This is a genomic window from Methylibium sp. T29, from assembly GCF_000576205.1.
GTDB lineage: Bacteria > Pseudomonadota > Gammaproteobacteria > Burkholderiales > Burkholderiaceae_C > Methylibium > Methylibium petroleiphilum.
Genome location: NZ_AZND01000101.1, coordinates 1 through 12,463 on the forward strand (window position 1 = coordinate 1; position 12,463 = coordinate 12,463).

A 12,463-nucleotide genomic window follows, 5' to 3' on the forward strand; every position below is an offset into this window, starting at 1 on the left:
GAGGGCGGTCGGTTGTACCGAACGGGAGACCTGGCACGCTGGCGAGCGGAGGGGACGCTGGAGTTCATGGGGCGGGTGGATCACCAGGTCAAGTTGCGCGGCTTCCGCATCGAGCTCGACGAGATCCAGTGCGCGCTCAACGAGTGCCCGGGCGTCAGGGAGAGTGTCGTGCTGGCCCGCAGCTACGCCGCGAACGACGAACGCCTGGTCGCCTATCTGGTGACCGCCGACCCGGCTGCGCCGCCCGCGATCGCGGACCTGCGCATCCAGCTCGAGAAGAAGCTGCCGCGGTACATGATCCCGACGGCATTCGCGTTCATCGACAGCTTCCCGTTGACTGCGAACGGCAAGCTCGATCGCACGGCGCTGCCCGAACCGCAGGCTGCCGACCGCGAGGCGGCATACGCGGCACCGCGAGATGACGCCGAGCGGCGCATGGTCGCGATCTGGGAAGAGGTGCTGAGCATGTCGCCGATCGGCATCGACGACGACTTCTTCGACCTCGGAGGCCACTCGCTGATGGCGCTGAAGTTGTTGGCCAGCGTGGAGCGCCAGTTCCACCAGCCGCTTCGGCTTGCGTCGATCATCGAGGCGCCGACGGTGCGCCAGCTCACGCAACTGCTGGCCCGAGCCACCAGCGCGCCTCCGGAAACCTGTGTGGTTCCGATCCAGGCCGAGGGCGACGAGCTGCCGCTGTTCTTCGTCTCGGGATACGGCAGCTCGCTGCTGGTATTCAACGCCCTGTCGAAGGCGCTGGGTGCTTCGCAGCCGCTGTTCGTGCTGGATCCGATGGCGTTCGACCCGGTGGCGCTCGAGCACTGGAGCTTCAGCGACATGGCGCAGCGCATGCTCGACGACCTGCGTCGTGTCCAGCCGGCCGGGCCGTATCGTCTGGCCGGGCACTCCATGGGCGGCGTGTTCGTCTACGAGCTGGCTCAGCGCCTGCACGCGGCCGGCGAGCGCGTCGAGCAACTCGTGCTCCTCGACACCGTCGGCCCCGGCTTTCCTGGGCGCCACCCCTGGCCGGTTCGGCTGAAGCTCTACGTGAAGCGAGCCGCGACGCTCGGCCCCTCGGGTATGGTGCGTTACGTTCGCTGGTTCCTCACCACGATCTTCAAGCGTTCGGGGCATGACCTGCTCGAGAACCTCGGTACCCTGGCCGAGACACGCATCGGCAAGGCGCAGAAGCGAAGCGCAGCGATCGTTTACGACGCGTCGGAAGCCTACGAGCCCACCCTCTACCCCGGCTCGCTGACCCTGGTGCGCAGCACGCAGGACAAGCTGAAGATCGGCGAGATCGATGATCCGTACATGGGATGGCGACCGCTGGTGCGCGGCGAGATCCATCGCGAATCCATGGACTGCATCCACAAGGAAATGCTGGACGCGGATCACGCCGACGTGCTGGCTGCCCTGCTGATCAAGACGCGCTTGCAGGGGCTCTAACCGACACGTCTCGCTGCCCGTCGAATGCCGTGAAGCCGTTCCCCGCTGCCAGCCGGCTGCCGCTGCCCGGTATCGATGTGTGGCGCGTCGCCACGGCTGCGTTATCCACAGCCGGCGCGGACTGGCACCGCGACTTGCTCGACGACGAGGAGCGCTCGCGTTCAGCGCGCTTGCGCCGGCCGGAGGACCGCCTTCGGTTCGAAGGGGGGCGAGCCAGCCTGCAGGTGCTGCTGGGTCACTACCTCGGCAGCGGCAACGGTCGCACGGCGATCGCTGCCGACAGTTCGGGCAAGCTCCACCTGATGCCGGCGGGACGGACACTGACCTTCAACAGCAGCCATTCCGGCGACTGGATACTCCACGCGTTCGCGAACGGCGTGAGCGTGGGCATCGACGTCGAGAAACTCGACTCGAGGATCGAGCGCGGTCTCGATGACTATCTCGTCGCGCTGGCACCGGAGGAACGGGTCGCCCTCGATCAGTGCCCGCCGGCCCGCCGTTCATTCCAGTTCGTGCGGAGCTGGGTGCGCAAGGAGGCCTACCTGAAGGCGCTCGGCAACGGGTTGCAGCGCTCGCCGGAGCTCGTGAGCATCGGCGCAGCGGCCGACGGACGCGTCAGACTGCTCTACGACCGGAACGTCCCGGAAGCTGCCGGACCGTGGAACTTCGTCGATCTGGCGATCGACGATCGGCACCTCGGCTGTCTCGCCTACCCGGGACCGGCGCAATCCGTGCGTTCGTGCGACGAGGCGGCGTGGCGTCGTGTCCGCGGAACGTGGGCTGCCCGGTCCGGGGAGTAGCCGACAGGTCCAGCTCGACGCGCCGGCTACCATGGCTGCATGCAAGACATCCTGATCAACTGGTCCCCGCAGGAGACCCGTGTCGCCATCATCGAGAACGGTGCGGTGCAGGAGTTGCATCTCGAGCGAACGCTCGAGCGTGGGTTGGTCGGCAACATCTACGCCGGTCGCGTGGTGCGGGTGTTGCCGGGCATGCAGAGCGCGTTCATCGACATCGGACTCGAGCGGGCCGCATTCCTGCACGTGGCCGACCTGCACCGCGAGGACGCGCCCGGCCGCGACAATCCGCCGCCGGCACCGATCGAGCGGCAGGTGTTCGAGGGCCAGGCACTGCTCGTGCAGGTGATCAAGGATTCCATCGGCACCAAGGGCGCGCGACTGTCGACGCAGATCAGCATCGCAGGGCGGCTGCTGGTTTTCCTGCCGCAGGACGACCGCATCGGCATCAGCCAGAAGATCGGATCGCACGAGCTGCGCGAGCAGCTGCGCACGCGCATGCAGGCCCTGGTGGCCCCGCCGAACGGCGGCAGCAGCAGCGGCGGCTTCATCCTGCGCACCAATGCCGAGGAGGCTACCGACGTCGAGCTGGCGGAAGACATCGCCTACCTGCGCAAGACCTGGACCGCAATCCGGGAGCGCGCCTTCAAGGCGCCATCCGGCACGTTGCTGCACCTGGACCTGAACCTGATGCAGCGGGTGCTGCGGGACCTGACCCACGACCAGACCCATGCCGTGCGCATCGACTCGCGCATGCAGTACGAGGCGCTGAAGGAGTTCGGCGAGCAGTACATGCCGAGCTCGGTGGCCAAGCTCGAGCACTACCACGGCGAACGGCCGATCTTCGACCTGTTCGGCATCGACCAGGAGATCGAGCGTGCGCTGGCGAGGCGTGTCGACCTGAAGAGCGGCGGCTACCTCATCATCGACCAGACCGAGGCGCTGACGACGATCGACGTCAACACCGGTGGCTACGTCGGCGCGCGCAACTTCGACGAGACGATCTTCAAGACCAACCTCGAGGCGGCGCTCGCCATCGCCCGCCAGCTGCGGCTGCGCAATCTGGGCGGCATCATCATCATCGACTTCATCGACATGGCTCGAGAGGAGCACCAGAACGCGGTGCTCGCCGAACTGCGCAAGCAGCTCGCGCGCGACCGCACCAAGACCACGGTGAGCGGCTTCACGCAGCTCGGCCTGGTGGAGATGACGCGCAAGCGCACCCGCGAATCGCTGGCCCACCTGCTGTGCGAACCGTGCCCCACCTGCCAAGGCAAGGGCCAGGTGAAGACGCCGCGCAGCGTCTGCTACGACATCCTGCGCGAGATCCTGCGCGAGGCGCGGCAATTCAACCCCAAGGAGTTCCGCGTGGTCGCCAGCGCCGCGGTGGTGGAGATGCTGCTCGACGAGGAGAGCCAGCATCTCGCCGGCCTGTCCGACTTCATCGGCAAGCCGGTGTCGCTGCAGACCGAGCCCGGGCTCTCGCCCGAGGCCTACGACATCGTGCTGCTGTAGCGGACCGCCTTCCGCCGGCGGAGCGCAGTAGTGCAGTCGGCCCGCGGGCCTTGTGCACTCCGCGGCTTTTGTGTCCCTACAATGCCGGCCGAACCATGTCGCCGTCCGTGATCGTCATCCACCGCAGCGAGGCGCCGCGCATCGGCGCCCGCGGGGCTCCGACGGCGCTCTACACCGTGTCACGACTTTCATCGGGCCGTGGGGTCCGAGCAGCCGGTGCCGGCTGGTATCCTGCCCGGGTATCGAGTTTGTTGCGCTGCGGCCTGGTGCGCCGCGCCGGCGACACCGTGCACGAGCCCGCGCTTGCGGATGTCCCGGTCGCTTCTTCCGACGGACCTTTCCTCCCCGACAGCATGCCTCACATCGAGCCTCGTCTCGACACGACGATCCGCGATGCGGGCGCTCTGGCCGCTCACTCTGCCGCATGACCCACCTTCGAGCCCTGTCTTCTCCTCCCTCGATGCTGCGCCGCAGCTTGGTGGCACTGCCGCTCGCCGCGGCGCTGCCGTCCGCGCTGGCCCAGTTCCGCGTCGAGATCTCCGGCGTCGGCGCCACGCAGTTGCCGATCGCCGTCGTGAAGTTCCGCGACGAGGAGAAGGCGCCGCAGCCGGTGGGCGCCATCGTGCGGGCGGATCTCGAGCGCAGCGGGGTGTTCCGCAATCTCGACACCGCCGGCGTGGTGCTCGACGAAGGTTCCCAGCCGGCGATGAGCGACTGGCGCGGCCGCAGCGCCGATGCGCTGGTCGGCGGCTCGGTGACGCGCTTGGCCGATGGCCGTTTCGATGTGCGCTACCGTCTGTGGGACGTGGTGAAGGGCCGTGACCTCGGCGGCCAGAGCTATGCGGTCCCTGCCGGCGATCTGCGGCTCGCGGCCCACCGCATCGCCGACGCCATCTACGAGAAGCTCACCGGCGAGAAAGGCGTGTTCTCGACGCGCATCGCCTACGTCACCAAGGGCGGCGGTCGCTTCACGCTGTGGGTGACCGACGCCGACGGCGAGGGCGGCCAGTCCGCGCTGGCCAGCCCCGAACCCCATCATCTCGCCGGCCTGGTCGCCCGATGGTCGCGAACTGGCCTACGTGTCGTTCGAGAGCCGCAAGGCCGTGGTCTATGTGCAGGAGGTCGCCAGCGGCAAGCGCCGCACGCTGGCGAGCTTCCGCGGCTCGAACAGCGCGCCGGCGTGGTCGCCCGACGGCCGCCAGCTCGCGCTGACCCTCAGCCGCGACGGCGGCTCGCAGCTCTTCGTGATGGGGCGCGACGGCGAGGGCGTGAAGCGCCTGACCAGCAGCGGTGCGATCGACACCGAGGCCACGTGGGCGCCGGACGGCAAATCGATCTATTTCGTCAGCGACCGGGGCGGCAGCCCGCAGATCTACCGCGTGCCGGCCGGTGGCGGCAATGCCGAGCGGGTGAGCTTCAGCGGCAGCTACAACATCAGCCCGGCGATCAGCCCGGACGGCCGCACGATGGCCTACATCTCGCGCGACGGCGGCGCCTTCCGGGTGCAGGTGATGGACCTCGCCAGCGGAACCGCCCGCGCGGTGAGCGACACCAAGGACGACGAAAGCCCCAGCTTCGCGCCGAACGGCCGACTCATCATCTACGCCACCCGAGACGGTGGCCGCGATGTGCTGATGACCACCACGACCGACGGCAAGATCAAGGCCCGCCTCGTGTCGACCCAGGCTGATGTGCGCGAGCCGGTCTGGGGCCCTACGGACGCTGAGCCCTGCGAGCTCGCGCTTGTTTCGTCGATCGACCACCATTTACCAATGAGGAGAAAACCATGATGTCGATGATCCGCCGCTCCACCCCTGCCGTGGCCCTGCTGGCCGCTCTGGCCCTGGCCGGCTGCAGCTCGCCGGTGAAGCTGGACGAGCCGCCGGTGGAAAGCCGCACCGCGGCTCCGGTCGGCGGCGCCGGTGCCGGCGGTTCGGCCAGCGGGACCAGCCAGTCGCAGGTCGCCAACGTCGACCTGTCGGCCCAGCAGGCCGGTGCACTGGGCAAGGTGGTCTATTTCGACTTCGACAGCTTCCTCGTGAAGGACGAATACCGCCCGATCGTCGATAACTACTCCAAGGTGTTGAACAGCGACCGCAAGAAGCGCGTTGTCATCGAAGGCCACACCGACGAGCGCGGTGGTCGCGAGTACAACCTTGCGCTGGGCCAGAAGCGCGCCGAGGCGGTGGCCAAGTCGCTCACGCTGCTGGGTGTGCAGGACGGGCAGATCGAGTCGGTCAGCTACGGCAAGGAGCGTCCGGCGGTCACCGGCAGCGACGAGGCGGCGTGGGCCAAGAACCGCCGTGCCGAACTGCGCGACCGCTGAGATGACGCGCAGCACCGTCACGGTGGCCAGGATCGCCGGCTGGCGCCCCGCGATCCTGGCTGCGGCACTGCTGGGTGCCGGGGCCGCACAGGCCGGTCTGTTCGACGACGACGAGGCCCGCCGTGCCATCCTCGATGCGCGCGCGCGCATCGACCAGGTCGATCAGGCCGCCAAGGCGCGCGAAGCCGAGTTGACGGAGCAGGTGAACCAACTGCGGCGCAGCGTGCTCGACCTGAACACCACCATCGAGCAGCTGCGCGCGGACCTGGCCAAGCTGCGCGGCAGCGACGAGCAGTTGCAGCGCGACGTGGCCGAACTGCAGCGCAAGCAGAAGGACGTGCAGCAGGGCATCGACGAACGCCTGCGCAAGATGGAGCCGCAGAAGGTCACGCTGGACGGCAAGGAATTCCTCGCCGAACCCGAGGAAACGCGGCTGTACGGCGAGGCCGTCAACGTGCTCCGGCAGGGTGATTTCGCCGGCGCGGTCAACGCCTTCAGCGCCTTCCAGCGCCGCTACCCCAGCAGCGGCTACTCGACCGCGGCGCTGTACTGGCTGGCCAATGCGCAGTACGGCAAGCGCGACTACAAGGACGCCATTCCGTCCTTCCGGGCCCTGGTGGCGGCGGCGCCCGACCACCCGCGTGCGCCCGAGGCCCTGCTGTCGATCGCCAACTGCCAGCTTGAGCTGAAGGACACCAAGTCCGCACGCCGCACGCTCGACGAACTGCTGAAGAATTACCCGAAGAGCGAGGCCGCGCAGGCTGGTCGCGAGCGGCTCGCCTCATTGAAGTGAGCGCGTTGCCGGAGCCTGACGAAGCCGACCTGGAGCGCCGCTTCGGGGGCCTTCGGCGGCTCTACGGAGAGGCCGGGTACCGTCGGATCAGGGCGGCCCGGATCGGCGTGGTCGGTGTCGGCGGCGTCGGCTCCTGGGTGGCCGAGGCGCTGGCGCGTAGCGGCGTGGCTGCACTCACGCTGATCGATCTCGACCACGTCAGCGAGTCCAACATCAACCGGCAGGTGCAGGCCCTCGACGCCACCCTTGGCCAGGCCAAGGTGCTGGCCTTGCGGGATCGCATCGCGCAGATCCATCCGGCGTGCCGGGTGCATGCGGTCGAAGCTTTTGTCGAGGCCGACAACTGGCCGGCACTGTTGCCGGAACGCATCGATGCGCTGGTGGACGCCTGCGATCAGGTTCGTGCGAAGGCGCTTCTGGCGGCGTGGGCGCTCGATGCCGGCTTGCCCTACGTGTCGGTGGGGGCCGCCGGCGGCAAGCGCCGCGCGCAGGCGGTCGAGGTCGAAGACTTGGCCGAGGTGACCCACGATCCCTTGCTGGCGTCCCTGCGGCAGCGCCTGCGCCAGCGGCACGCGGCGGCGCGCAAGGGGGCGATCGGCGTGCGCTGCGTGTTCTCGCGCGAGGCCGTGAGCGAACCCGACGAGGCTTGCCGGGTTGACGGCAGCCTCAACTGCCATGGCTACGGATCCGCCGTCAGCGTCACAGCCACCTTCGGTTTGGTCGCCGCAGGTGAGATCATCGAGGGCCTCGTGGTCCGTGATGCGGTAATGGTCTAGTTTGAATGGCCCGTTGTTACGACTCGCTGGCGCCTGCTGGCGGCATCTGCTAGGGTGATTGGATGGCTACCAAGAAAGACTTCACCCAGGTCGCGCACACGGTGTTCCTTCAGGCGACAGATCAGATCGCTCCGATCGCTCCGACAGCTCGCCAGGAGGCTGGCAGCAAGGGCGGAAAAAAAGGTGGCAAGTCCAGAATGAATTCCTTGACTGCTGAGCAGCGGGAGGAGCTGGCGAGGCGCGCGGCCACGGCCCGTTGGTCGAAGAAGGCGCCGGGTTCCAAAGCCGGCGCCTCGACGATCAAGTCAAAGGGCTAACGGAGACCGTTCAGCTGAACAGTTCCATTTGGCCAGGGTGTGACCGCCAGTGTTGCGTGACGTTCTCGAGTTGTCCGAATCGGATTCTCGTGTACGCACGCACAAAGACGGTTTTCAGCCTGTGGCGTAGATATCGCATAGGCAAAGCTCCGCGTGTCCCCGCTCGTGAGCGGGTTGCGTGACGGGGAGGATTTGATTGCCTACAACCTAATCTGGTACTAGATTCCCAGAAGTCTTGTCAGACGGGCTATAGGTGGCAGAGGGGCCTCCCCACTTCCATGCCGAGTGAACTCAGTGCGCTAACACTGGTCCACACAAACGGTGAATCTATAGTCTACGCGGCCTCCGTCACGTTGGCTGCGGTTCGTGAGCCCCGTTTTCAGCGAAAGCGGGGCTTTCGTTCTTCTGGGCCTCAATGATTGCCAACGCACGCTCCGTGGCAATGTAGAAGCCCCGCTTCGGGTTCTCGACCAACCCGAAGTCCTTTCGGTAGTTCATCAAGGCGGTGCGGGCCGCCTCTGGGGAGATTGCAAGGTTTTCCTTGGCAATGAACTCCCGGACCTCGGTATAGGTCTTGCCCTCGCGCCCGATGAATCCCAGGATACGTACCCAGTTGGGCGCGATCTGGCGCGGCCTACGCGACCAGGCGGCGCTTGCGACCGGCTTCAGCAATTGTTGAAGTTGCACCCTCGCGGCGTCTGAGACGATCAATTCGCGTTGAGGCCGCGTTTCCTGGTGCACCACAGAAGTCGATGCAATCACTGGTTGCGGCGCATGTGCAGGCGCCTGCACAGAGTCGGCGGCATTAGATTGACCGCGAGTCTCCTTGTCGAACATCTCGTCTAGCGGGTCATCCGCCAGATCTTCAAGCGCCCGTACCCGCGCCTCCTGCTCAGACACCTTCGCCCGTAGCCACACAAGCTTGCGGCGTTCACGCTCAATGAGTGCGGCACGATCTGACATGGCAGGGCTCCTTTGTAGGCTGTGCGGATTATCACGCAGTTATAGCCGTCACGACCTACAAGTAACAAGAAATTCTTCACGAACGAGTAAATTTACTCTAGCATTAAGTTCATGTTCACACGATAATTGCAACATGAACCGCCTGACCACCGAAGACCGCGCCCGCATCCTGACCGTGTTGTCGGAAGGTATGGGCATCAACGCGGCGTGCCGGGTCACGGGAGCATCGAAGAACACGGTGCTGAAGCTTCTGGGCGACGTTGGGCGCGCATGCGCGCTCTACCAGGATCGGGCTATGCGTGGCCTTCGATGCAAGCGCATCGAGTGCGACGAGATTTGGAGCTTCGTCGGCGCGAAGGCCAAGAACGTGAAGCCGGATCACCCGGACGAGTTCGGCGACTGCTACACCTTCACTGCGATCGACCCCGACACGAAGTTGATGCCGTGCTGGTTGGTCGGCGTCCGCGACCGCGCTTGCGCGTTCGAATTCATGGCCGATCTGGCCTCGCGCCTGTCGGGTCGGATCCAGTTGACGACGGACGGCTGGCACGCGTATCCCGATGCCGTCGAAGCAGCCTTCCTCGGGAAGGTCGACTACACGGTGATCAACAAGTCGTTCCGCGGTGATCCGGCTCCTGTCGAAGGCCGCCGTCGCTACAGCCCTCCCGAGCTGGTCACCACTTCAAAGGCCGTGGTCAACGGGAACCCCGACTTGAAGCGCGCCAGCACCTCGATCGTGGAGCGCTCGAACCTGAGCCTGCGGATGGGGAACCGCCGCATGACTCGCCTCACGAATGCGTTCTCCAAGAAGATGGAGAACCACATGCACGCGATGAGCTTCTACTTCATGGTCTACAACTTCGTGAAGGTGCACAGCTCGGTGCGCGTCAGCCCGGCTATGGCTGCCGGCGTCACGAACACGCTGTGGACGATGGAGGACATCGTCATGATGGCCGACACCATGGGCGACGAAGTTGTTACGCAGGCCGAACCGAAGTGAACCAGTACCCGTGATGCGCAGACTTGAATCCGAGAAAAAAGTCTGGCTATAATGAGCGGCTCTACGGCGGGTTGTTAGCTCAGTCGGTAGAGCAGCGGACTTTTAATCCGTTGGTCGCGTGTTCGAGTCACGCACAACCCACCAAGGCGCTCCTCACGGGGTGCACACCGTGGCCAGTTCACGGGCTCTTAGCTCAGTTGGTAGAGCAGCGGACTCTTAATCCGTTGGTCGAGTGTTCGAGTCACTCAGGGCCCACCAAAAATCTTGGTTAGAAAACAAGGACTTAGCGCGAGCTAAGTCCTTTTTTCTTGGGCGCATCGGACGGATGCTTCCGTCGGTTGTGACGGATTTGTGCCGTAGATCGGCGCGTGCGCACTGGCTGCACACGTGGTGCGCGTTGCTTCCCCTCTCGCTCTCACCGCATCGCGCGGCCTCGTCCGGCAACGGTGCTGCGGTCGCGCCGCGCGGCCGGCCAACGCGTCCGCCCTGTCCTGAGAAGTGTTCTTATCAGGACGTCATTTGGTAGCGTAAATTCGGAGGGGCTTTTGAACAGCGCTCGTTCAACACAAGTTGTGCTCAAGCGGCAAGAGAAGTTGTGTTCTATGCGGCGAGGGGACGAGCAACCGTGCACGCTACGCCGATTCGCTCGGCACAGCAATGTCGCCGGTCGGCGGCCGATCATCAGGGTTGCCCTCGCCAGATCGGCCTTGGACCGAAGCCAGATGCTCCTGGGCGATATTGCGGAACATCCAAGGCCTTCGCCAGAAGCCGTGCGCGTGCAGTACACGACTCACCCGCAGCTCGTATTCAGGTTGGTCTTCCGGCGGCAGGGGCTCAGGTTCGGACGACGGCAGGGACGGCGCTGCGTTGACCTGCGGACATTGCCTGCTGTGCTGCCGAACGGCCGACCTCAGTGCGTCGATGGCTTCGCGGGCCGTGGCGCCGTAGAACAAAGAAAATGTGTCCCCGGCTTGTTCCCTATGAGGGGGGTGGTCGGAGTGACAACTTTGTCTACGCATGCAGCGAAGTAAATCTGTCACTTTGTCTTTGAACGAAGCAAATCCGTCACCGTAAGGATGCAAGGCCCACGCAGCGGCGTAAGGTCTTGATCCATGGGCGGATTTGATGCGCGACATGTCTCGCCGTTGCCAGCCACGCGTACGCGCGGGGCACGGCTGATCGAGGCCTTCAGCCCCAAGCTGGGCCGCCGGGTCACGCTGCACGACCACCTGGCTTTTTCGCAGTGGGTCCGCCTGGAAGCAGATCCATCGGTTATCGACTTATGCGAGCGTCCAGCCCGCTCGGCGCCGCCGCAGTCCTGCTTGATCGACTTCTGGGTCCAGCGGCCCGGTGGCGCGCAACTCATTGTGCTGGAGTCGCGCTGTGACATTGCCCTTTCAGTCGGTGCCGAGCCCGTCGAGCAGGTGGCGCTGGCCGAGATCGCGGCCGCGGGGCAGTGGATCGCCAACTGGGCGCGCATGCTGCCCGTCGTCAACGCAACCCGCACACTGCGCCCTGCTGCTCTGGCGCAGGCAATGCTGAAGCGGGTGTCGCAGCCTCGCTCGCTGGCCAGCCTCGAACGCGAGGTGTCGTCGGGTGATCCCGCCATCGTGCGCGGAACCGTCTTCGACCTGCTGCGCCAGGGACTGCTGCGCGCACCGTCGCTTCATGTCCAGCCCCTGAGCCACCATACCCTGGTGGAGCCCGCGCCTGGGCATGTACCGGAGCCAGCCCGGTGAGCGCCCGCAGCACGCTTGACCTGTCGGGCTGGCCAGCCTTCGACGCAGGCGCGTTGCCGAAGCCTCAGCGGGATGCGTTTCTGCGTCGCCGCACCGCCATTGAGCTGTACGCCTGCGGTGAGACGGTGTCCACGATTGAGGCGCGCACCGGCCTGCATCGCCGGCAGCTGTACCGACTCCTTGATCGCTGCCAGGCACCTCATGATGACGGCCGGCCATTCGGCTGGCGCGCTGTCGTGCCCTATGCCCACGTCAGCAACTACGAGCGAACTGCGGGCACGTCCCGGTCGGCCGTGCCGACAAGTTCCAACGGCAGTCGCGGTGGTGCAGCCGGCGCGTTCGCCCAGCTGCTGCGTGCCTACCCAACGCTGGCGCGCTGGATAGAGCACAGTGTCCAAGCGAAGCGCGTCACGATCCGGCAGACCGGCACTGGCGACGGCCTTGGGCTGCGCTTGGGCGGGCTGAAGGCCTTGCATGCGGACTTCCTGCGCCAGTGCCGATCCCTCGGCCTGGGTCCTACCGACTATCCGCTCAACACCGAGCAACTCGGCATCCGCTCGCTGGCAGCCACGGTGCGCGCGCAGGCGCTGCGCTCGTTCGGCCGCGGTGCCTGTCTGGCCGGCGCCACGCACCTCAAGGGGCTGCCGTTCAAGTCCGACTCGCCTACCGCAACGCAGTACCTGGACGTCGTCGAGTTCGACGGTCACCGGCTCGACCTGCGACTCAAGATCGTTGTGCGCGACCCGCTGGGGTTCGAGCAGGCGTTTGAGATCGAGTGTTGACGCCGACCG

The 12,463-nt window shown here is 66.0% G+C and carries 13 protein-coding genes, 2 tRNA genes and 1 pseudogene; 14 read left to right on the plus strand and 2 right to left on the minus strand.

The features are described 5' to 3' along the window. From x551_RS12755 to x551_RS25255, 9 genes and pseudogenes are all read left to right on the plus strand, one after another. On the plus strand, positions 1 to 1,446 hold a 1,446-nt coding region (locus tag x551_RS12755; RefSeq protein WP_152543506.1), incomplete at its 5' end, for an alpha/beta fold hydrolase. 29 nt (positions 1,447 to 1,475) lie between these two features. Next, positions 1,476 to 2,246 carry a 4'-phosphopantetheinyl transferase superfamily protein gene (locus tag x551_RS23520; RefSeq protein WP_051495845.1) on the plus strand — a complete coding sequence of 257 codons (771 nt, stop codon included), beginning with the start codon at positions 1,476 to 1,478 and terminating at the stop codon, positions 2,244 to 2,246. Positions 2,247 to 2,285: 39 nt separating this feature from the next. Beyond that, complete coding sequence (rng, locus tag x551_RS12765) at positions 2,286 to 3,758, plus strand: ribonuclease G (protein WP_036234436.1); 1,473 nt, start codon at positions 2,286 to 2,288, stop codon at positions 3,756 to 3,758. A gap of 107 nt (positions 3,759 to 3,865) precedes the next feature. Next, complete coding sequence (locus x551_RS25250; protein ID WP_161728032.1) at positions 3,866 to 4,186, plus strand: hypothetical protein; 321 nt, start codon at positions 3,866 to 3,868, stop codon at positions 4,184 to 4,186. Between the two features lie 32 nt (positions 4,187 to 4,218). Beyond that, positions 4,219 to 5,485, plus strand: a pseudogene (gene tolB, locus x551_RS12770) (Tol-Pal system beta propeller repeat protein TolB); the annotation flags it as partial. A gap of 59 nt (positions 5,486 to 5,544) precedes the next feature. Further along, on the plus strand, positions 5,545 to 6,084 hold the full coding sequence (gene pal / locus x551_RS12775) for a peptidoglycan-associated lipoprotein Pal (protein WP_011828946.1): 540 nt from the start codon (positions 5,545 to 5,547) through the stop codon (positions 6,082 to 6,084). Between the two features lies 1 nt (position 6,085). Further along, positions 6,086 to 6,877 (plus strand): tol-pal system protein YbgF, encoded by a 792-nt coding sequence (ybgF, locus tag x551_RS12780; RefSeq protein WP_011828947.1) that lies wholly within the window; start codon positions 6,086 to 6,088, stop codon positions 6,875 to 6,877. Further along, on the plus strand, positions 6,874 to 7,653 hold the full coding sequence (locus tag x551_RS12785) for a tRNA threonylcarbamoyladenosine dehydratase (protein ID WP_173402806.1): 780 nt from the start codon (positions 6,874 to 6,876) through the stop codon (positions 7,651 to 7,653). Before ybgF ends, x551_RS12785 begins: the two co-directional genes overlap by 4 nt. Before the next feature lie 62 nt (positions 7,654 to 7,715). Continuing rightward, positions 7,716 to 7,970, plus strand: a complete 255-nt coding sequence (locus x551_RS25255) for a histone H1 (protein ID WP_152543508.1) — start codon at positions 7,716 to 7,718, stop codon at positions 7,968 to 7,970. A 348-nt stretch (positions 7,971 to 8,318) separates the two neighbouring features. On the opposite strand, the gene x551_RS25260 is transcribed toward x551_RS25255, so the two are convergent. Next, positions 8,319 to 8,933, minus strand: coding sequence for a hypothetical protein (locus x551_RS25260; RefSeq protein WP_152543509.1), 615 nt, complete (start codon positions 8,931 to 8,933; stop codon positions 8,319 to 8,321). Between the two features lie 133 nt (positions 8,934 to 9,066). Between x551_RS25260 and x551_RS12795 the strand changes: the two genes are divergently transcribed. The 3 genes from x551_RS12795 (at position 9,067) to x551_RS12805 (ending at position 10,191) form a co-directional block, all read left to right on the plus strand. After that, positions 9,067 to 9,933: a transposase gene (locus x551_RS12795; RefSeq protein ID WP_036234440.1), complete on the plus strand. Its 867-nt coding sequence runs from the start codon at positions 9,067 to 9,069 to the stop codon at positions 9,931 to 9,933. A 68-nt stretch (positions 9,934 to 10,001) separates the two neighbouring features. Continuing rightward, positions 10,002 to 10,077 (plus strand) — tRNA-Lys (locus x551_RS12800). Positions 10,078 to 10,115: 38 nt separating this feature from the next. Further along, positions 10,116 to 10,191 (plus strand) — tRNA-Lys (locus tag x551_RS12805). Between the two features lie 374 nt (positions 10,192 to 10,565). Here x551_RS12805 and x551_RS25265 read toward each other — a convergent pair. Next, entirely contained in the window at positions 10,566 to 10,886 is a 321-nt protein-coding gene (locus x551_RS25265; protein WP_152543510.1) for a hypothetical protein, read from the minus strand. Positions 10,887 to 11,045: 159 nt separating this feature from the next. On the opposite strand from x551_RS25265, the gene x551_RS12810 reads away from it, so the two are divergent. Together x551_RS12810 and x551_RS12815 are read left to right on the plus strand one after the other, a co-directional pair. Beyond that, positions 11,046 to 11,672, plus strand: a complete 627-nt coding sequence (locus tag x551_RS12810) for a hypothetical protein (protein ID WP_036248815.1) — start codon at positions 11,046 to 11,048, stop codon at positions 11,670 to 11,672. Continuing rightward, positions 11,669 to 12,454: a helix-turn-helix domain containing protein gene (locus x551_RS12815; RefSeq protein WP_051512000.1), complete on the plus strand. Its 786-nt coding sequence runs from the start codon at positions 11,669 to 11,671 to the stop codon at positions 12,452 to 12,454. The genes x551_RS12810 and x551_RS12815 overlap by 4 nt, the downstream gene beginning before the upstream one ends. The last annotated feature ends 9 nt before the right edge of the window (positions 12,455 to 12,463 follow it).

Bases quoted from the DNA above. Each gene is read 5' to 3' on its own strand.
- rng (WP_036234436.1), top strand. From the start codon at position 2,286: ATGCAAGACATCCTGATCAACTGGTCCCCGCAGGAGACCCGTGTCGCC.
- pal (WP_011828946.1), top strand. From the start codon at position 5,545: ATGATGTCGATGATCCGCCGCTCCACCCCTGCCGTGGCCCTGCTGGCC.
- ybgF (WP_011828947.1), top strand. From the start codon at position 6,086: ATGACGCGCAGCACCGTCACGGTGGCCAGGATCGCCGGCTGGCGCCCC.
- x551_RS25255 (WP_152543508.1), top strand. From the start codon at position 7,716: ATGGCTACCAAGAAAGACTTCACCCAGGTCGCGCACACGGTGTTCCTT.
- x551_RS25260 (WP_152543509.1), bottom strand. From the start codon at position 8,933: ATGTCAGATCGTGCCGCACTCATTGAGCGTGAACGCCGCAAGCTTGTG.
- x551_RS12795 (WP_036234440.1), top strand. From the start codon at position 9,067: ATGAACCGCCTGACCACCGAAGACCGCGCCCGCATCCTGACCGTGTTG.
- x551_RS12810 (WP_036248815.1), top strand. From the start codon at position 11,046: ATGGGCGGATTTGATGCGCGACATGTCTCGCCGTTGCCAGCCACGCGT.